This is a genomic window from Kitasatospora sp. NPDC029312, from assembly GCF_055569215.1.
Genome location: NZ_JBVHXY010000042.1, coordinates 1 through 19,434, shown reverse-complemented (window position 1 = coordinate 19,434; position 19,434 = coordinate 1). Strand labels below are relative to the sequence as shown.

The following is a 19,434-nucleotide window of genomic DNA, read 5'->3' as shown; positions in this document are numbered from 1 at the left end:
GGCCCCGGATCGACCCGGATCGACCCGAATGCCCCAAAACAGGCAATCGGCACAGACTTCTCGATTCGGGTTCCCCTTTCGGCGGAAACGCGATACAAATGAAGCACGGCCCGCGAGACCCGGTCAGGACCGAAGAGGTCAAACCGACAACGCAGTTCAGGCCCCACGGACCGCGTGTACAGATAGCCGAGCACCCACATGCAGCCGACCCGCTGTCGGGCCGCCGGACCAGGCGAACGGGCAGGATCCCCGCCTGATCGGCACTTCCGGTGCATGCATGGTCACCCGGTATCTGCACCAGCGGCGGCACCCTGCAGGATCAGGTGCCGCCGCATCCTGCTGTCCGGGGCTGCCCCGACCGAGCCGACCCGCGCAGGGCCGCCCGGTCAGACCATCCCGCGCTGCATCGCCTCGCAGACCGCGGTGCTCTCCCGCACGCCGAGCCGCAGCGCCCGCCCGCAGTGGGCGATCCACGCCGCCATGCCCTCGGGCGTGCCCCCCAGGTAACCCGCGAGTGCCCGCCGGTAGGCGTCGGTGCCCAGCTCCGCCAGGCCCACTTCGGCCGGGCAGATCGACTTCGGGTCGAGCCCCTCGGCGATCAGCACGATCCGCTGGGCGGCCCGCGCGATCACGCCGTTGTACGCGCCGAACGGCCGCAGGGCGAGAAGTTCGCCGTGCACTACGGAGGCGACCACCAAGGCGGGCGTCCCCACGCCCTGCCCCTCCGCGCGGGCCACCAGAAGCCGGGAGAGCTGGTCCAGCCGGGCCGCGACCTCGTCCGCGTCCGGCGCGGGCGGCAACTCGGGCAGCGGTCCGACCGGGACGTCGACCTCGACGCTGTCCACCGGCTTGAGCTCCAGCGGGAACAGGTCCTCGGCTCCCTCCCCCGCCCGCCGCGGCCGGCCGGCGGCCGAGTCGGCGTCACCGACCGCGAGCAGGTGCAAGCGGGCCAGCACCTGCAGTGGCGAGTGCCGCCAGACGCTCAGCAGCTGGCCGGCCTCCGCGGTGATCCGCAGGGCCGCCCCGACCGTGCGGGCCTCCTCGTCGGCACCGAAGTCAGTACGCCGCCGGACCTCCTCCAGCGGCCAGTCGGCCCCGGCGACGGCCGCCGACGCACGGGCGCCGCGCAGCGCGGACTCGGAGGTGACCTCGGCCGCGCGGCGGCGCATGACCCGGTGGCCGTAGAGCCGGTCGACGGCCTTGCGCACCTCGGCGACCGCGTCGGGCACCCCGGGGAGCTGGGCCAGCGGGGCGAGGGGATCTGTTCCAGTGCTCACCTACCCGAGAGTAATGAACAAGCCACCCCTCCGGAACAGCAACCCCGCATCACCCGTTCGAGGCAATCCTCACTTCCCTCACCCGCCGGAGCCCAAACCCCGGCTAGCATGGCCACTATCGGAGACGATAACTATTTCCAACTAGGGGCGCCACCGCACCCGCGCCCCCGAGCAGGCGGCCCGTCCAGGGCCCAGAGCGAGAGCCGGAGCCCCAGATGAAGATCGCCTTCGTCGGCAAGGGGGGCAGCGGAAAGACCACGCTGTCCGCACTGTTCATCCGCCACCTGGCGGCCGTCGGCCGGCCGGTCATCGCCGTCGACGCCGACATCAACCAGCACCTCGGCCCCGCCCTCGGCCTGACGGATGCCCAGGCCGCCTCACTGCCCTCGCTCGGCGCACACCTGCCGGAGATCAAGGAGTACCTGCGCGGCAGCAACCCGCTGATCCGCTCCGCCGACGAGATGATCAAGACCACGCCGCCCGGCCGCGGTTCGCGCCTGCTGCGGATCGTCGAGGAGAACCCAATCTACGCCTCCTGCGCCCGCCCGATCGCGCTGGACGAGGGCTCGGTCCGGCTGCTGGCGACCGGCGCCTTCAGCGAGGAGGACCTCGGGGTGGCCTGCTACCACTCCAAGGTCGGTGCGGTGGAGCTGCTGCTCAACCACCTGGTGGACGGCCCGGACGAGTACCTGGTCACCGACATGACCGCGGGCTCCGACTCCTTCGCCTCCGGCCTGTTCACCCGCTTCGACCTCACCTTCCTGGTGGCCGAGCCGACTCGCAAGGGCGTCTCCGTCTACCGCCAGTACCGGGACTACGCCCAGGACTTCGGCGTGCAGCTGCGGGTGATCGGCAACAAGGTCCAGGGCCCCGACGACCTGGCCTTCCTGCGCCGCGAGGTCGGCGACGACCTGCTCACCACCTTCGGACAGTCGGACTGGGTGCGCCGCCTGGAACAGGGCGCCGAACCGCCGCTGAAGTCGCTGGAGCCGGCCAACCGGGCCGTGCTGGAGCAGCTGCAGAGCGAGGCCGAGGCGGCGTACGGGCGGCGCGACGCGCGCCGGTACTCCGAGCAGGCGGCGCTCTTCCACCGGCGCAACGCGGAGAGTTGGGCCAACGCCAAGGTCGGCGTCGACCTGGCGACCCAGGTGGACGAGGACTTCGTGCTGGGTGAGCACGCGGACGGGTTCGCGGCCGACGGCGGGCGGACCGCCCCGGCGGGGGCCAACGCCTGACGCCGCCGCGAACCGAACGGGCCGCCGTCTCCCCTCGCTCCGGGGAGGCGGCGGCCCGTTCACATGTCGGCCGCATGGCGCGCCACCAGCAGATTCCCGCCCGTTCGGACACCACCCAATGGGGTGAATCAGGGGATTTCCGCTTCCCACCCGAAGAACCTCGTGCAAAGCTTTCATTACTCTCGGTTTACCGAGCCTTGACGGTCCGTCCCCATGGCCCTCGGCAAGACATCCCGCACCTCGCCCAGGCCCCTGGCGGGCCTGATGGTCAACGCCGGCCGGTGACACCCGCACTCCCCGCCGCGCCCACGCCATCCCGCCACACCGTCGCGACCCACGACAGCCGATCCGCCCCGGAGCCCCACCCCGGACTCACCGCCGGACCTGACTGCGTTCGTTCCCCCGGACAGACGGGAAGACAATGACCCTCGACATCTCCAGCGCCCCCATCGCCTCCGACACCACCGACCACGCACCACCGGGCCCCGACGCCCGGGGCACCCGGACCCACTGGATCCAGGACCTCTCCGCCTCATTGGTGGTCTTCCTGATCGCCGTGCCGTTCTCGCTCGGCATCGCGCTCGCCACCGGCGCGCCACTCACCGCCGGGCTCGCCGCGGCGGCCGTCGGCGGCATCGTGGTCGGGCTGTTCGGCGGCACCCCGCTCCAGGTCAGCGGCCCCTCGGCCGCGCTGACCGTGATCACCGCCGGGCTGATCGGCCAATACGGCTGGCAGGCCACCTGCGCCGTCACCGTCGCCGCCGGACTGCTCCAATTCCTGCTCGGTGTCCGCCGGGTGGCCAGGACGGCGCTCGCCGTCTCGCCCGCGATCGTGCACGGCATGCTGGCCGGGGTCGGACTCACCATCGCCATCGCCCAGCTGCACGTCGTCCTCGGCGGCTCCCCGCAGAGCTCCGCGATCGCCAACGTCCTCGCCCTGCCGGGGCAGTTGGCCGGGCCGCATCCACCCGCACTGCTCGTCGGCACGGTGACCGTGGCCGTGCTGCTGGGCTGGCCCCGGCTCGGCCGGCTCCCGGGGCGGGCGGGCCCATGGGGCGCCCGACTGACCAAGGTGCCGGGCCCGTTGGCCGCCGTGGCCGTCGCCACCACACTCGCCTTCGCCCTGGGCCTACGGCTGGCCCACATCGAACTGCCCGCCTGGCAGCCGCACTCGCTCGTGCCCGCGCTGCCGCAGGGTTCGCTCTCCGCCGTGCTCGCCGCCGTCCTGACCGTCACCGCCGTCGCGAGCGTGGAGTCGCTGCTGTCCGCCGTCGCGGTCGACCGGATGTCCCAGCGCACCGGAGACCTCGACCGCGAGCTGCGTGGGCAGGGCCTCGCCAACATGGTCAGCGGCCTGGTCGGCGGACTGCCGATCGCCGGCGGAGCCGTGCGCAGCACCGCCAACATCCGGGCCGGCGGGCAGACCAAGTGGTCCTCGGTGCTGCACGGTGTCTGGGTCCTGGCCGCAGCCCTCGCGCTGACCGGCGGACTGCGCCGGATCCCGCTGGCGGCACTGGCCGCGCTGGTGCTGGTGGTCGGACTGCAGATGGTGAGCTTCGCGCACATCCGCAAGGTGCACCGGCACCGCGAATTCCCGGTCTATCTGATCACCCTGCTCGCCGTGGTGGCCTTCGGGGTCCTGTGGGGTGTCGGACTCGGCGCCGGCACCGCCGTCCTGCTCGCGCTCTACCGGCTGACCCGCGCCCACGTGGACGTCGACACCCGCCCCGACGGCTCGGTCACCGTCCGGACCCACGGGCCGCTCACCTTCACGGCCGTCCCCCGGTTGAGCCGGGCGCTGGCTTCGATCCCCTCCGACGCCGAGGTCACCGTGGTGCACGACGGCTCCTTCCTGGACCACGCCGCGTACGAGACGCTGCACAGCTGGCGGATCGGGCGCCAGGCCGCCGGCGGGCGGGTCTCGATGATGACGCGCCGCCAGGAGGACGAGGTGCTCGACCCTGACGGCACGATCCGCGCGGGCAGCTCGCCGGGCCCGCACCGCTGCCGCGCCTGGACGCCCTGGGTCGGCCACCACTGCATCGAGCAGCAGGAGGACCCGCACGGTCGACTGCTGGACGGCGTCCGGGGGTTCCAGCAGCACACCGCCCCGCTGATCCGGCCGGAACTCGCCCGGCTGGCCCGGGAGGGCCAGACGCCCTCGCAGCTCTTCCTGACCTGCGCGGACTCCCGGATGGTCACCAGCATGATCACCAACAGCGGTCCGGGGGACCTGTTCACGGTCCGCAACGTGGGCAATCTGGTGCCGGCCCCGTTCGAGCCAGGTGCGGCCGACGACTCGGTGGCCGCCGCGGTGCAGTACGCGGTCGAGGCACTGGAGGTGCGCTCGATCACGATCTGCGGCCACTCGGGCTGCGGCGCGATGAAGGCCCTGCTGGACGGCGTGCACGAGCGCCCCGGTCCGCCCACCCCGCTGACCCGCTGGCTGCGCAACGGTCGCGGCTCGCTGGACCGGCTCCGGCGGGCGCCGGCCGAGTTCGCCGACCGGCCGGTGGTGGACCTCGCGGAGCAGCTCTGCCTCACCAACGTGGTGCAGCAGCTGGACCAGCTGCTGGCGAACCCGGCGGTGGAGCGCCGGGTCGAGGAGGGCACTCTGCGGCTGGTCGGGATGTACTTCGACTTCGCCACCGCCCAGGCCTACGTCCTGGACCGCGCCGCCGGGACGTTCAGCCCGGTCGAGGCCCGCACCGAGACCCGCGCTGAGACCCGTAGCGAGACCCGCGCCGAGGCCGGTACGGCAGCCCCCGCCGACAGCCGCGCGCCTGACGGGGCTTCGGCCGAACGGGTGAGAAAGGACGGCCGGGTCACGGCCGAGGGCAGCGAGGAGGGCCCCCAGCTGGCCGCGTGAGAGCCGGGCCCGTGTCCCCGCCGGGCGGGCCGGGGCACGGGCCCACCTGCCACTGAGCACTCCTCCGTCCCAGCGCGGCGGAACGCAGAGTCAACCGTTCGGCGATCGGTCAAAGGTCTACACCAATTACCCATAGCCTCTTGTCAACTGCCCCTCTCGCCTGGTGAGCTGTGCGCTGGGACACACGGGACAATCCCCACGCACGGGATCGCCCCAGATCATGACTCGATGAGGAGTGCGCGTTGAGCAACGAGAGCCTGGCCAACCTGCTCAAGGAGGAGCGGCGTTTCGCCCCGCCGGCAGAGCTCGCCGAAGCCGCCAACGTCACCGCGGCCGCGTACGCGCAGGCCTCCGAGGACCGTCTGGGCTTCTGGGCCGAGCAGGCCCGCCGCCTGAGCTGGGCCGTCGAACCGACCGAGACGCTCGACTGGTCCAACCCGCCCTTCGCCAAGTGGTTCGCCGACGGCAAGCTCAACGTGGCCTACAACTGCGTCGACCGCCACGTCGAGAACGGCCTCGGCGACCGGATCGCCATCCACTTCGAGGGCGAGCCCGGCGACAGCCGTTCGATCACCTACGCCCAGCTCAAGGACGAGGTCTCGCAGGCCGCCAACGCGCTGCTGGAGCTCGGCGTCCGCAAGGGTGACCGGGTGGCCGTCTACCTGCCGATGATCGCCGAGGCGGTCGTCGCGATCCTCGCCTGTGCCCGGATCGGCGCCACCCACTCGGTGGTCTTCGGCGGCTTCTCCGCCGACGCCGTCGCCTCCCGCATCCAGGACGCCCAGGCCAAGCTGGTCATCACCGCCGACGGCGGCTACCGCCGTGGCAAGGCCTCCGCCCTCAAGCCGGCCATCGACGAGGCGCTCACCAAGGTCGAGGGCGTCGAGCACGTCCTGGTGATCCGCCGCACCGAGCAGGAGATCGCCTGGACCGAGGGCCGCGACGTCTGGTGGCACGAGATCACGGCGCGCCAGTCCACCGAGCACGCCCCCGAGGCGCACGACGCCGAGCACCCGCTGTTCATCCTCTACACCTCGGGCACCACCGGTAAGCCCAAGGGCATCCTGCACACCTCGGGTGGCTACCTCACCCAGGCCAGCTACACCCACCACGCCGTCTTCGACCTCAAGCCGGAGACCGACGTCTACTGGTGCACCGCCGACATCGGCTGGGTCACCGGCCACTCGTACATCGTCTACGGCCCCCTCTCCAACGGCGCCACCCAGGTCATCTACGAGGGCACGCCGGACACCCCGCACCAGGGCCGGTTCTGGGAGATCGTCCAGAAGTACGGCGTGACGATCCTCTACACCGCGCCCACCGCGATCCGCACCTTCATGAAGTGGGGCGACGACATCCCCGCGAAGTTCGACCTGTCCTCGCTGCGGGTGCTGGGCAGCGTCGGCGAGCCGATCAACCCCGAGGCCTGGATCTGGTACCGCGAGCACATCGGCGGCGGCACGTGCCCGATCGTGGACACCTGGTGGCAGACCGAGACCGGCGCCATCATGATCAGCCCGCTGCCGGGCGTCACCGAGACCAAGCCGGGATCCGCCCAGCGCGCCCTGCCGGGCATCGCGGCCACCGTGGTCGACGACGAGGCCAACGAGGTCCCCAACGGCTCGGGCGGCTACCTGGTGCTCACCGAGCCGTGGCCGTCCATGCTCCGCACCATCTGGGGCGACGACCAGCGCTACATCGACACCTACTGGTCGCGCTTCGCGGGCCGCTACTTCGCCGGTGACGGCGCCAAGAAGGACGAGGACGGCGACATCTGGCTGCTCGGCCGGGTGGACGACGTCATGCTGGTCTCGGGCCACAACATCTCCACCACCGAGGTCGAGTCGGCCCTGGTGGGGCACCCCTCGGTGGCCGAGTCCGCCGTGGTCGGCGCGGCCGACGCCACCACCGGCCAGGCCATCGTCGCCTTCGTGATCCTGCGCGGTGGCGTCACCGAGACCCCCGAGCTGGTCGAGGAGCTGCGGGCGCACGTCGGCCGCACGCTCGGCCCGATCGCCAAGCCGAAGCAGATCAAGGTGGTCGGCGAACTGCCGAAGACCCGCTCCGGCAAGATCATGCGCCGCCTGCTGCGCGACATCGCCGAGGGCCGCGAGGTCGGTGACACCACCACCCTCGCCGACAGCTCGGTGATGAGCCAGATCCAGGCCCAGCTGCCCCGGGCGGGCGGCAACAGCTGAGGCGCTGAGCACCTGCTGCACACGCCGCCGGAGCGGCCGGCAGCCGGGGCCCCGGGCGGACACCACCGCCCGGGGCCCCTTCGTCACGCCCACCGGACGGCCGAGCCCCGACCGGCCCCACCTCGCTCCCCACTCCGTCCCGCCCCCCTCGCTCCCCACTCCGTCCCGCCTCACCTCGCTCCACCCCCGCCCAGCGATCCGAGCCGCGCAGCGATCCGGGCCGCTGGTGACCAAACCGGCCGACGTCCACGATCGACGACAGCGAGACGTTCACCCGACTGCACGCGGCTGAGGCCGTCCGGGTGCCCGGTGACCCTCCCAGGAGTGCAGAACCGGTTCGCAGGGCTTAAGTCCTTGAATAGGACAATCCGGAAGTCAGCCTGGACGTCCCGCTAAGCTGTTAAGGACGCATCTAGATCCTTGAGCAGGAATCGGGCGTCACAGGGCGCGCCGGGAAGTCTGGTCGGCAACTGCACCACCCGTGCATCCGTTGCCGCTCCCAGCCCCTCAGGAGGTCCCGCGTGACCGACCAGCCGCCCGTCCACGAGCCGACGACCCTCCGCCGGCAGCTTTTCGGCCGGCTGCCACTGCCCGAGCGCGCCTTCATCACCGACGCCCTGCGCACCGAGACGGTCGGCGGCGTGCTGCTGCTGGCCGCCGCCGTGGTCGCGTTGATCTGGGCCAACGTCTGGCCGGACGCCTACGAGAGCGTGCTCGAACACACCGTCGGTCCGTCGACCCCGCTCCACCTCGACCTCACCCTGGCTGACTGGGCCAAGGACGGCCTGCTCTCGATCTTCTTCTTCGTGGCCGGCATCGAGCTCAAGCGGGAGTTCGTCGCGGGCGAGCTGCGCACCCCGAGCGCCGCACTGCTGCCGGTGATCGCCGCCGTCTGCGGCGTCGCCCTGCCCGCGATCCTGTTCGCCCTGGTCAATTCCGGCAGTGGCGGCCACCCGGGCGGCTGGGCCATTCCGACCGCCACCGACATCGCCTTCGCACTGGGCGTGCTGGCCGTGGTGGGCAGTCACCTGCCCTCGGCCCTACGTGCCTTCCTGCTCACCCTGGCCGTGGTCGACGACCTGATCGCAATCCTGATCATCGCGGTCTTCTACAGCTCCGGCATCAAGTTCTGGGCGCTCGGCCTGGCCTTCGCCGGGCTGGTGCTGTTCTGGTTCCTGCACCGGCGCGGGGTGACGGGTTGGTACCTGTTCGTCCCGCTGGCCGTGGTGATCTGGGCGCTGATGCACGAGAGCGGCGTGCACGCCACGGTGGCGGGCGTCGCGATGGGCCTGATGCTGCGCTGCCACCGGGAGGGTGACGAGCAGCATTCCCCCGGCGAGCACATCGAGCACCTGGTCCGTCCGCTCTCCGCCGGACTGGCCGTCCCGCTGTTCGCGCTGTTCGCGGCCGGGGTGACGATCTCCGGCTCGACGCTGCACGAGGTGTTCACCCAGGCCACCCCGCTCGGCATCGTGGCCGGCCTGTTGGTCGGCAAGACGGTAGGCATATTCGGCGGCACCTGGCTGGCCGCCAAGTTCACCCGGGCCGAACTGAACCCGCAGCTCAAGTGGGCCGACATGTTCGCCCTCTCGGTGCTCGCCGGCATCGGCTTCACCGTCTCGCTGCTGATCAGCGAACTGGCCTTCCAGGACGACCTCGCGCTCGCCGACCGCTCCAAGACCGCCGTCCTGGTCGGCTCGCTGCTCTGCGCGCTGCTCGCCACCGTGCTGCTCAAACTGCGCAACCGGCACTACCGCGCGCTGTGCGAGGAGGAGGACCGGGACGCGGACGGCGACGGCGTGCCGGACGTCTACCAGGAGGACGATCCGGCCGGGCGGGCTCGGACCGCCGGCTCCTCCCGCCCTCAGCCCGGCGAGGGCTCCGGGGCAGGTGGCCGAGTCACCCCCGAAGCGTGACTCCGCCGCCCCCTCCGAGCGCTTCCGGAGGCACTCGGAACATTCGCCGCAGCCGTGACACGTCCCTCCTGCGGGGCCCCGGAGTGGTGTCCGACTGACCGGTAGGGGCATGATTCTGAGCTGTCGACAACCCACTGACGCCTCCGGGAGCCCCACCGGCACCGGAACCGCACCCGCGACGGCGTCATGCCGCAACAGCAGCAGAGGAGAACCGCTGATGCCCGCAGGAGCCGCAGACCCGTCCAGCAACGGCCGGGCGCCCTACGAGGGCGAGCGTTCGGTGGGGCAGCTGTTCGCGGCGGCCACCGCCGACCTGACCGCACTGGTCCACGACGAGATCGCGCTCGCCAAGGCCGAGATCAAGGCGGACGTCAAGCGCGGTGTTTCCGGCGGCGTCTTCTTCGCCGTCGCCGGAGTGCTCGCCATGGCCGCCGTCCCGATGGTGAGCATCGCGATCGCCTTCTTCTTCCACTGGCTGGGCGTGCCGATGGGCTGGTCGTTCGTGCTCTCGGCCGCCGTCCACCTGATCCTCGCGGCGCTGGTCGGGTTCGTGGCCTGGCGTTTCATCAAGAAGATCCAGAAGCCGGAGCGCACCATCGAGGGCGTCCAGAAGACCGCCGAGGTGCTGAAGAACGCCCGGCCGCGCCCGGCCACCCAGGAGGAGATCGACCGGGGTCTGGGCCGCATCCCGTAACCCACCAGCATCCCGCACGACCCCGCCGGACACGTACCCGGACCCGCCGAGAGCGAGTGCCGGGCACGTGTCCGGCACACGGATGTGACACGCTCTCGGTATGCCGCTTGACCAGAAGCCCGCTGCCGCGCAGCCGTCCGCCGATTCCAGCCCCGCGCCGGTCCCGGAGCAGGAGACCGCCGGGCAGGGGACCACCGGACCGGAGACCGGACCGGAGACCGGATCGCAGACGGGACAGCAGACCGAATCGGAGACCCGGCAGCAGAGCGCCGAGGAGGCCTGGAGCATCCGGCAGTCCGGCCCGTGGACGCACCGCGACCTCGCGGCCAACGGCGCCCGCTTCCACATCGCCGAGCTCGGCGCCGGTCCGCTGGTGCTGCTGGTGCACGGCTGGCCGCAGTACTGGTGGGCCTGGCGCCACCAGTTGACCGCGCTCGCCGAGGCCGGCTACCGCGCGGTGGCCCTCGACCTGCGCGGCATCGGCGGCAGCGACCGCACCCCGCGCGGTTACGACCCGAGCAACCTCGCCCTGGACATCACCGGCGTGATCCGCTCGCTCGGCGAGCGCCGGGCCCACCTGGTCGGGCACGCCTCCGGCGGCACCCTGGCCTGGGTCGCGGCGGTGATGCGCCCGTCGGTGATCCAGAGCCTCACCGTGGTCTCCGCCGCCCATCCGCGCGACCTGCGCCGGGCGCTGCTGACCGACCGCAAGCAGATGGCCGCATTCGAGCACGTGCTGGGCTTCCAGCGCCCCTGGATACCGGAACGCCGGCTGGTGGCCGACGACGCCGCGCAGGTCGGCCGTTACCTGGACGAGTGGGCCGGGCCGACCAAGCTGGACGGGGCATCGGTGCACGCGTACCGGCAGGCGATCCAGATCCCCAGCACGGCGCACTGCTCGATCGAGCCGTACCGCTGGTTGCTGCGCTCGATGGCCCGCCCCGACGGCATCCAGTTCGCGCGCCGGATGAAGAAGCCGATCACCGCGCCGACGCTGCACGTCCAGGGCGCCGCGGACCCGGTCCTGCTGTCGCACACCGCGCTCGGCGGGGGCGAGTACGTGGCGGCGCCGTACCGCTGGCGGCTGATGCCGGGGGTCGGGCACTTCCCGCACGAGGAGGCTCCGGAGGATTTCACCGCCGAGCTGCTGGACTGGGTGGGTCACCACAGGGAGTGACCGTCCGGGGTGGCTCGGCTGGTCACCACGGAGGGGTTGACAGCCCCAACTCCGCGATTATGACGCTCATATGACAAGCGCATAGGCCAACTTCGGCGAAGTCCATGCGGTTACCCCCACCGGCCCAGGGGCATCCATTCCGGTATGACCTGGATGCCCGATCGCGGCGGCGCCCCGCGCGGCCGACGCCACAACAGCCCCCAGCGCTCCACGCCCCGCCCGGACTGGGCCGAGGACCTCGGTTTCGACGGTCTCGACGGCCGTCGGCGCGGGGTGCAACGGCAGCTCGGCATCCCGCGCATCCTCGGCCGGCGCGCCCGGTGGGTGGGCGCACGACTGCGGCGCGAGACCTGAGGCCTCGCGCCGCTTCGACGGGCTGAGCGGTGGAGATCAGTTCACGATGGTCGGCGACAGCGCGGTGAACCAGAGCAGGACGAAGGTCGCCACCGACATGATCGGCACCAGCACCTTGGTCTCGACGTTGTTGCCGCTGCGCTTGATCAGCACGATCTCGTAGCGCTCCTTGTGCGGCCACAGCAGCGGCGCGCCCTTCTTGGTCAGGCAGTCGCCCAACAGGTGCGCCAGCGTGCCCAGGGCGACCGCGTACGGCAGCCAGCCGGGCGAGTTGGGCAGCCAGGTGTTCATCCCGAAGGTGCCGAGCGCGGACAGGCCGATGACGGTGATCCACGCCTCCGGGCCGTTGCTCGGCGGGCAGAGCCGTAGGGCCCGGATGGCGAGCGCCAGCAGGAAGAACGTCAGCCCGAGGGTGAAGTAGCGGCCCAGGTAGGTGATGCCGGCCCAGGTGCCGCCGCCCATCAGCGCGACGAACAGCAGCGAGTGGGTGGCGTGCCGGTGGCCGCCGGAGATCCAGGCCACGAAGCGGCAGAGCACCTTGGAGACCGGGCCGAGGAAGTTGGCGATCGAGCCGTCGTGGTGGTCGAGGTCCGGCAGCAGGGCCGCCCCAGCGCACAGCACCGTGCCCATCAGTATGTCCGCCGGCTCCAGCTTGGTGTGTAGGAGCAGCGGGGGCAGGAACGGAGCGGACGCCGCGTACAGCATCGCCCCGCTCACCGCGTGCGAATGACCCATCATCGGACTGCCACGACCTCCCGGTGAGCTCACTCCGGGACGGCGCCGGATTGAGCCGAACGGGTGAGCGCGGCCGAGGCTATCAGGGCGGGCTGACGGGGCGACGGATCTTGTGCCGACAGCCCTTCAGCGCGTCGGGCCGACCGCGAGTCAGGCCGACCGCGAGTCGGGCCGACCGCGATCCGGCCGCAGCGAGTCGGTTCGGCCAGCAGCGAGTGAGCCGCCCGCAGCGGCCGGCTCGACTCGCAGCGGCCGGCGTCAGAGCGCGCAGCCCTGGGTGTCCACCCGGCTGTTCGCGGTGCTGCCCGCCTGGACGTCGTCGCGCACCTCGGCGGCGGTCAGCACGTACCCGGTGTCGGCGCTGTCCAGGGACTTGGCGAACACCACCCCGTACACCTGGCCGTCCGGTGTGAGCAGCGGGCCGCCGCTGTTGCCCTGGCGGACCAGCGAGCGCACCGAGTAGACGTCGCGCACCACCTGGCCGCGGTGGTAGATGTCCGGGCCGTTGGCCTGGATCCGGCCGCGGATGCGGGCCGGTTGGACGTTGAAGGCGCCGTTCTCGGGGAAGCCCGCGACGATCGCGCTGTCGTTGGTCCTGGCCTCGCCCGCGAAGGTCAGTGGGGGCGCGTTCAGCTTGGGCACGTCCAGGACGGCGATGTCGCGCTGCCAGTCGTAGCGGACCACCGTGGCGTCGTACAGCTGGCCGACGCCACCGATCTGCACGGTCGGCTCGTCGACGCCGCCGACCACGTGGGCGTTGGTCATCACCCGGTGCGGGGCGAAGACGAAGCCGCTGCCCTCCAGCGTCTTGCCGCAGGAGGTCGCGGTGCCGACCACCTTGACGAGGCTCTGCCGGGCCCTGGCCACCGCCGCGCTGCCGGCCAGCGCCGGGTCGGGGGTGTCGACCTGGGTGATCGGCTCGTGCTCGAAGGGGTTGAAGACCTGCGGGAAGCCGTTGCGGGCGAGCACCTTGGAGAAGTCCGAGAACCAGTTCGGCGCGTCGCCGGGCAGCGCGTTCTGGACGCCGCCGAGGATCGCCGAGGAGCGGACCTGCCTGGAGACCGTCGGCAGGGACGTCCCGGCCAGCGCGGAGCCGATCAGCCAGGCGACGAGCAGCATCGAGATCACGTTGACCACCGCGCCGCCGGACGCGTCCAGCACCCGGGCCGGACGGCGGTCGATGTGCCCGCGCAGCTTCCAGCCGAAGTGCGCGGTGACCGCCTGGCCGATCGCCGCGAAGACGATCACCACCACGACGGCCACCACGGAGGACGTGGTGCCGGGACTGAGGTGGTCGAGCAGCAGGGGCAGCAGCTGGACGGCCAGCAGGCCGCCGCCGAGGAAGCCGACGAGCGACAGGACACCCACCACGAAGCCCTGCCGGTAGCCCGAAACGGCGAATCCGACGGCGGCGAGGACCAGCAGCACATCCAGGACGTTCACTCGGACACCCTCCCACGCTTGGCGGACCGGCCGCGCCGACGGACCGTCACGAGGTCCCGGCGTCGCCGCCCGGCAGGGCGCGGGAGTGCTCGAGGTCGCCCTGGACCAGCGCGAGGGCGTCGTCCGAGAGGTCGACGACCCGGGCCGGGTCCCAGGGCAGCTCCAGCCCGCTGTGGTGCAGCACCCGGTCGATCACCCCGGCGGTGAACCCCCAGACCAGTCGCCCGGCGACGGCGAAGGCCGGCCCGATGTGCCCGGACGGGTGCCGCAGCCGGACCCGGTTCGCCGGGTCGACGAGGTCGGCGATCGTCACCCGGAACACCGCGCCGGTCTCGCCCTCGTCCACCGGGTGCACCGGCGACTCCTCGCGCCACCAGCCCAGTACCGGGGTCACCACGAAACGGCTCACCGGGATGTACAGCCGGGGCAGCTCGGCGAAGACCTGCACCCCGGCCGGGTCCAGCCCGGTCTCCTCCCAGGCCTCGCGCAGCGCCGCCGCGATCGGGCCGGGGCCGTCCGGGTCGCCGTCCTCCGGGTCCAGCGCGCCGCCCGGGAAGGACGGCTGGCCGGCGTGCGAGCGCAGTGAGCGGGCCCGTTCGATCAGCAGCAGGTCGGGACCGTCCGGGCCCTCACCGAACAGCATCAGCACCGCCGCCGCCCGACCGCCGTCGGTCGGCGGCAGGAAGCGGCTCAGCTGCTCCGGCAGCACCCGCTCGGCCGCCTCCCGGACGGGCTCCAGCCACTTCGGCAGTCCGTCCCGCTCGATCGCCCCCCGGATCACGCCTCCACCGCCAGGTCCGCGACCCGACCGTGGTGGGCGGCGGCGTCGGCCCGGGCGGCCGCCTCGCCGGGGAAGTCCGACGGCGGCTTCAGCCGCTGGCCGGGCTGGCCCCCCATCTCGTACTTGAGCAGCTTGCGCGCCTTCTCCGGATCGGTCTCGCCCTCCCCGTACGCGGGGCAGAGCGGGGCGATCGGGCAGGCTCCGCAGGCGGGCTTCTGGGAGTGGCAGATCCGGCGGCCGTGGAAGACCACCCGGTGCGAGAGCATCGTCCACTCGGACTTCGGGAAGATCTCGGCGACGGCCAGCTCGATCTTCACCGGATCCTCCTCGGTGGTCCAGCCGAACCGCCGGGCCAGCCGCCCGAAGTGGGTGTCCACGGTGATGCCGGGGACCCCGAAGGCGTTGCCGAGGACGACGTTGGCGGTCTTGCGCCCGACGCCGGGCAGGGTGACCAGGTCGGCCAGCCGGCCCGGGACCTCGCCCCCGAACTCGTCGCGCAGCGCGACGGAGAGGCCGATCAACGACTTCGCCTTGTTCCGGAAGAAGCCGGTCGGACGGATGATCTCCTCCAGCTCCTCCGGATTGGCGGCCGCCATGTCCTCGGGCGACGGGTACCGGGCGAACAGCGCCGGGGTGGTCTGGTTCACCCGCAGGTCGGTGGTCTGCGCCGACAGTACGGTCGCCACCAGCAGCTGGAACGGGTTCTCGAAGTCCAGCTCCGGATGCGCGTACGGGTACAGCTCCGCCAGCTCGCGGTTGATCCGCCGGGCCCGCCGCACCATCGCCAGGTGCGACTCCGGTTTCCTCGGCTTCCCGGCCGGTTTCGCGGGCGCCGCCGCGGGCGCCTTCACGGCTGGTTTCGCCGCCCTCGGCGCGGTCCCCTGCACGGCCGCCGTCACGGTCGGGTCCTGAGCCGCCGCCTTGGTCGCGGTCTCGGTCGCGGTCTTCCGGGCCTTGCTCTCTGCCATGGACGAAGGCTACGCCGAACGGCGCACCGCCCGGGGCCGATCAAGCAACCGAAACGGCTCTGCCGGAGGCGGCCGTCGACCGGAGGGAACGGTCGACCGGAGCGGGACCGGACGATCAGGACCGGTCGGCCGAGGAGCCCGTCGTCCTCACCGCAGGGTGCGGCCGATGGTGCCCTCCAGGGTGTTGAGCAGACCGGCCAGGGCTTCGGCCAGGCGCTCCTGCTCGTCAGGGGTGAGACCGGAGAGCAGCTCGCGGTCGTACGCGACGAGTTCCTGGATCAGGCCGTCGACCAGGTCCCGTCCGGGGTCGGTGAGGGAGAGGTGGGCGACCCGGCGGTCGCGGTCGTCGGTGCGGCGGCTGACCAGGCCGCGTTCCTCCAGCAGCCGCAGGCGCTTGGTCACGGCGGCGCCCGAGGCGAAGCTCTCCCGGGCGAGCTGGGTGGGGGTCAGCTCGCGGTCGAGCCGGCGCAGGGCGCCGAGGAGGTCGAACTCGGCGCGGGTGAGGCCGGCCCGGGTGAGCGGGTCGGGGGTCTGCTGGAGCAGTGCGGCGCAGCGGTTGATCCGGCCGAGGACGGCGATCGGGCCGGTGTCCAGGCCCGGGTAGGCGCGCTCCCACTGGCGTAGCACACCTGCGACGACGTCCTCCACGTGCGCTGCTCCCCTTCCGCGTCCGACCCGTTCGGTCGATCCTAGACGGCGCGCACTCCGGTGCCCCGGTGCTCCAGGAGGGCCGCCAGCAGGTGGTGGGCGTGCTGCTCGGTGTCGGCGGCGCGCTGGTGCGGGAGGTCCGCGCGGCGCCACTCGCCGGTCGCGGTGTCGGCGGCCTCGCGCAGTTCCAGCAGGGCGGCGGCCAGTGCCGCCCGGGCGGCGGCCGATCCGGTCCGGTCGGCGGCCAGGGCGGCCAGTGCGGTCCGGGCCGCGTGGGTGGCGGTCTCGGCTCCGGCCAGGGCCCGGGACAGCCGGGCGGCGGTCCGGCGGTTGGTGACCAGCAGGCAGGCGACGAGGCCGGTGAGCGCGCCGACGCAGGTGTCCAGCCAGCGGTCGGCGACCAGTGTCCGGGCGGCCTGCGGGCCCGCGAACTCGGTCATCAGCAGGGCCATCGGAGTGACGAACACGGTGGCCAACCAGTAGCTGCGGGCGATCACGGCCTCCGCGCCGAACTGGCACAGCAGTCCGAGCGCGATCAGCGCCACCGGGCCGGAGCGGGCGAGGGGCACCGCCGCGGTGAACAGCGCCAGGCCGAGGAGGTTGCCCAGGACCCGCTGCAACGCCCGCTGCCCGGAGAGGGTGCTGTTGGCCTGGAACACCGAGGCCGCGGTGACCACCGCCCAGTACGGACGGCCGACGCCGAGCGCCAGCGAGAGCCAGCCGGCCGCGGCGCAGCCGAGCGCGACCCGCAGGCCGATCGGCAGCAGCGCCGAGCCGGGCCGCAGCGCGGCGCGCAGCGGGGGCCGGGGGCCGGGCCGGTGGGCGCGCAGGTCGGCGGCCTCCGCCTCGGTGAGTTCCGGCGACGGCAGGGGGCGGCCGCGCCGCAGGTCACGGGCCCATGCGGCGTACCGGTCGGCGGCCGCCGGGTCGGCGGGCCCGGCGAGGGCCGCCTCGGCGTGGACGAGCAGCCGCTCGGGCGCGTCGCCGAGGGCGAGCCGCCGGGCCGGGGAGGAGAGCGCGAGGCTGCGCCGGGCCGCGTCGACCGCGCCGACCAGGGCGGTACGGGCGACGGCGTCCGGTGGGCCCGGTTCGGTGCGCAGCAGGCGGGCGGCGGCTTCCAGCGCGCGGGCGGTGGCGATCCGTTCCGGTCCGTACGGGCGCCGCAGCGCCGGGGCCATGCACACCAGCCAGGCCAGTGCGGCGCCGAGCGCGGTGAGTGCCAGGTGCGGGGCGACGTCGGTGAGCCGCTGGGGCGCGAAGGCGCAGCCGGCGGTGGTGAAGGTGATGATCAGGGCGCCGGGCGGGCCGATCCGGGCGGCGTCGCAGAGCAGTTTGTGCAGCGCGGCGAGCGCGGCCGCCACCGCGACCAGGACGACGGCGTCGCGGGTGAGCGCGGCGGCGGTGAGGGCGGCGCCGGTGCTGAGGACCGTACCGAGCAGCACGCCGGCCAGCGTCCGGGCCCGGGCTCGATACGGCAGGCCGTGCCCGTACAGCGCGCCGAGGCCGCCGGCCGAGGTGTAGAGCGCGAGGTCCAGCCGGCCGAGGGCGAGCAGGGTGAGGTTGAGGGTGCCGAGGGTGGCCACGGCGCTGAGCGCGGGCTTGTGCCAGCCGTCTCCGGGCGGGCCGACCCGGAGTGCCTGGCGGAACTGGGCGGGGGTGACCATACGAAAAGGTTAACAGATAATTTACTCGTGAAACATCTCGGCGCGCCTCCCGGTGCCCGCCCCCACCGGTGCCGCCGCAGAACCCCCAGAAAAACTTTCCGGCCCGGGCGATGAGTTCTGCGGCGAGCTCCGGTCTACCCCTCCGACCGACTCGCACGACAGAAGGAGCACCGCCATGACCACCGTGATCTCCGCCGACGGCACCACCCTCGCCTGCACCGTCACCGGCTCAGGCCCGGCCGTCGTCCTCGTGGACGGGGCGATCGGCCACCGCGCCTTCGACCCGGGCGTGGCCCTCGCCGAGCAGCTCTCGGCCCACCACACCGTGTGGGCCTACGACCGGCGCGGCCGCGGCGGCAGCGGGGACACCGCGCCCTTCGCGGTGGAGCGCGAGATCGAGGACCTGGCCGCCGTGATCGCGGCGACCGGCGGCTCGGCCCGCGTGTTCGGCATCTCCTCGGGCGCCGCGCTCGCGCTGCGGGCCGCCGCCGCGGGCGTCGGCATGAGCCGACTCGCCGTCTACGAGCCGCCGTTCAGCACGGAGCAGGCGCAGAGCGAGCGCTTCGTCGGGTACGTCGCCGAACTGGAGGCGGCACTCGCCGAGGGACGGCGCGGCGACGCCGTCGCGGCCTTCATGACCTTCGTCGGGATGCCCGGGGAGATGCTGGCCGGGATGCGCTCCGCCCCGGTGTGGCCGGTGTTCGAGGCGGTCGCGCCGACCCTGGCGTACGACGCGGCGGCGCTCGGCGCGGGCACCGGCGCGACCGTCCCGGTCGACCTCCTCGCCGGGATCGCCGTGCCGACCCTGGTCCTGGACGGCGGCGCCAGCCCGGAGCTGCTGCGGGCGCCCTCCCGGGCGGTGGCGGCGGCCGTGCCGGGCGCCGAGTACCGGACGCTGGCCGACCAGACCCACGAGGTGGCGGCCGAGGCGGTGGTGCCGGAGCTGCTGAAGTTCTACGCCTGAGCCGACGTTCCACGACTGAGGGACGGCGGCCGGGCGGCCCGGGAACGGGCCCGGCGGGAACCGGTGAACCCGTGTTCCGGCCCCCGTCCTAGTCTTCCCGTCATCCGATCATCTTCGGCCGACGACGGAGCAACGAGGCGGCATGGCACAGGACTTCACAGCGGAGCAGGACTTCGCGACCGAGGAGGACTTCGCGGGCTTCCGGGACACCCCCACCGCCCTGGCCGACGGCCTGATCCGGGACCTCGGCGAGGTGCGGGAGATGAGACCCTGGACGACTGGGAGGCCGCCCACCGCGCCAGGATCGAGCGCAGCCTCGCCGAGCTGGGCTTCACCGGCTGACGCCGGCCGTGACCGGGGCGGCCCGTCCAGGTGAGTGCCCACGCCCGGCAGGCCGCTCCCGGTCAGTCGGGCCCCTAGGGCGTTTCTTTCCGATCATCGGATCGTTGGTCCGGATGTGTCGTTGACTGACGCGCAGTGGGCGCGAATAGAGCCGTTGTTGCCGGACCGG

The 19,434-nt window shown here is 72.8% G+C and carries 16 protein-coding genes; 9 read left to right on the top strand and 7 right to left on the bottom strand.

Annotated elements, in window-relative coordinates:
• Positions 1-386: 386 nt before the first annotated feature.
• Positions 387-1,277 carry a Fic family protein gene (locus tag ACZ4WV_RS28035; protein WP_465751412.1) on the bottom strand — a complete coding sequence of 297 codons (891 nt, stop codon included), beginning with the start codon at positions 1,275-1,277 and terminating at the stop codon, positions 387-389.
• Between the two features lie 215 nt (positions 1,278-1,492).
• On the opposite strand from ACZ4WV_RS28035, the gene ACZ4WV_RS28030 reads away from it, so the two are divergent.
• The 7 genes from ACZ4WV_RS28030 (at position 1,493) to ACZ4WV_RS28000 (ending at position 11,720) form a co-directional block, all read left to right on the top strand.
• Complete coding sequence (locus ACZ4WV_RS28030) at positions 1,493-2,512, top strand: ATP-binding protein (RefSeq protein ID WP_465751411.1); 1,020 nt, start codon at positions 1,493-1,495, stop codon at positions 2,510-2,512.
• Positions 2,513-2,933: 421 nt separating this feature from the next.
• A complete protein-coding gene (locus tag ACZ4WV_RS28025) occupies positions 2,934-5,381 on the top strand; it encodes a SulP family inorganic anion transporter (RefSeq protein ID WP_465751410.1) in 2,448 nt (815 codons plus the stop codon).
• A gap of 242 nt (positions 5,382-5,623) precedes the next feature.
• The gene (gene acs / locus ACZ4WV_RS28020; RefSeq protein ID WP_465751409.1) at positions 5,624-7,579 is read left to right on the top strand and encodes an acetate--CoA ligase; all 1,956 of its coding nucleotides are present in this window, start codon (positions 5,624-5,626) and stop codon (positions 7,577-7,579) included.
• Between the two features lie 521 nt (positions 7,580-8,100).
• Positions 8,101-9,495 (top strand): Na+/H+ antiporter NhaA, encoded by a 1,395-nt coding sequence (nhaA, locus tag ACZ4WV_RS28015; protein ID WP_465751408.1) that lies wholly within the window; start codon positions 8,101-8,103, stop codon positions 9,493-9,495.
• Positions 9,496-9,712: 217 nt separating this feature from the next.
• Entirely contained in the window at positions 9,713-10,189 is a 477-nt protein-coding gene (locus ACZ4WV_RS28010; protein ID WP_465751407.1) for a phage holin family protein, read from the top strand.
• Between the two features lie 100 nt (positions 10,190-10,289).
• Positions 10,290-11,366: an alpha/beta fold hydrolase gene (locus tag ACZ4WV_RS28005; protein WP_465751406.1), complete on the top strand. Its 1,077-nt coding sequence runs from the start codon at positions 10,290-10,292 to the stop codon at positions 11,364-11,366.
• Between the two features lie 144 nt (positions 11,367-11,510).
• On the top strand, positions 11,511-11,720 hold the full coding sequence (locus ACZ4WV_RS28000) for a hypothetical protein (protein ID WP_465751405.1): 210 nt from the start codon (positions 11,511-11,513) through the stop codon (positions 11,718-11,720).
• Between the two features lie 36 nt (positions 11,721-11,756).
• On the opposite strand, the gene ACZ4WV_RS27995 is transcribed toward ACZ4WV_RS28000, so the two are convergent.
• The 6 genes from ACZ4WV_RS27995 to ACZ4WV_RS27970 form a co-directional block, all read right to left on the bottom strand.
• Positions 11,757-12,458 carry a metal-dependent hydrolase gene (locus ACZ4WV_RS27995; RefSeq protein WP_465751404.1) on the bottom strand — a complete coding sequence of 234 codons (702 nt, stop codon included), beginning with the start codon at positions 12,456-12,458 and terminating at the stop codon, positions 11,757-11,759.
• 255 nt (positions 12,459-12,713) lie between these two features.
• Positions 12,714-13,898 carry a MarP family serine protease gene (locus tag ACZ4WV_RS27990; protein WP_465751403.1) on the bottom strand — a complete coding sequence of 395 codons (1,185 nt, stop codon included), beginning with the start codon at positions 13,896-13,898 and terminating at the stop codon, positions 12,714-12,716.
• A 46-nt stretch (positions 13,899-13,944) separates the two neighbouring features.
• Entirely contained in the window at positions 13,945-14,676 is a 732-nt protein-coding gene (locus tag ACZ4WV_RS27985; protein ID WP_465751451.1) for an NUDIX hydrolase, read from the bottom strand.
• Entirely contained in the window at positions 14,676-15,647 is a 972-nt protein-coding gene (gene nth / locus ACZ4WV_RS27980; protein ID WP_465751402.1) for an endonuclease III, read from the bottom strand. Before nth ends, ACZ4WV_RS27985 begins: the two co-directional genes overlap by 1 nt.
• A gap of 147 nt (positions 15,648-15,794) precedes the next feature.
• Positions 15,795-16,295: a MarR family winged helix-turn-helix transcriptional regulator gene (locus ACZ4WV_RS27975; protein ID WP_465751401.1), complete on the bottom strand. Its 501-nt coding sequence runs from the start codon at positions 16,293-16,295 to the stop codon at positions 15,795-15,797.
• Between the two features lie 41 nt (positions 16,296-16,336).
• Positions 16,337-17,959: an FUSC family protein gene (locus ACZ4WV_RS27970; protein ID WP_465751400.1), complete on the bottom strand. Its 1,623-nt coding sequence runs from the start codon at positions 17,957-17,959 to the stop codon at positions 16,337-16,339.
• Positions 17,960-18,134: 175 nt separating this feature from the next.
• Here ACZ4WV_RS27970 and ACZ4WV_RS27965 point away from each other — a divergent pair, with 175 nt between their 5' ends.
• A complete protein-coding gene (locus ACZ4WV_RS27965; RefSeq protein ID WP_465751399.1) occupies positions 18,135-18,923 on the top strand; it encodes an alpha/beta fold hydrolase in 789 nt (262 codons plus the stop codon).
• A 142-nt stretch (positions 18,924-19,065) separates the two neighbouring features.
• Positions 19,066-19,299: a hypothetical protein gene (locus ACZ4WV_RS27960; RefSeq protein ID WP_465751398.1), complete on the top strand. Its 234-nt coding sequence runs from the start codon at positions 19,066-19,068 to the stop codon at positions 19,297-19,299.
• The last annotated feature ends 135 nt before the right edge of the window (positions 19,300-19,434 follow it).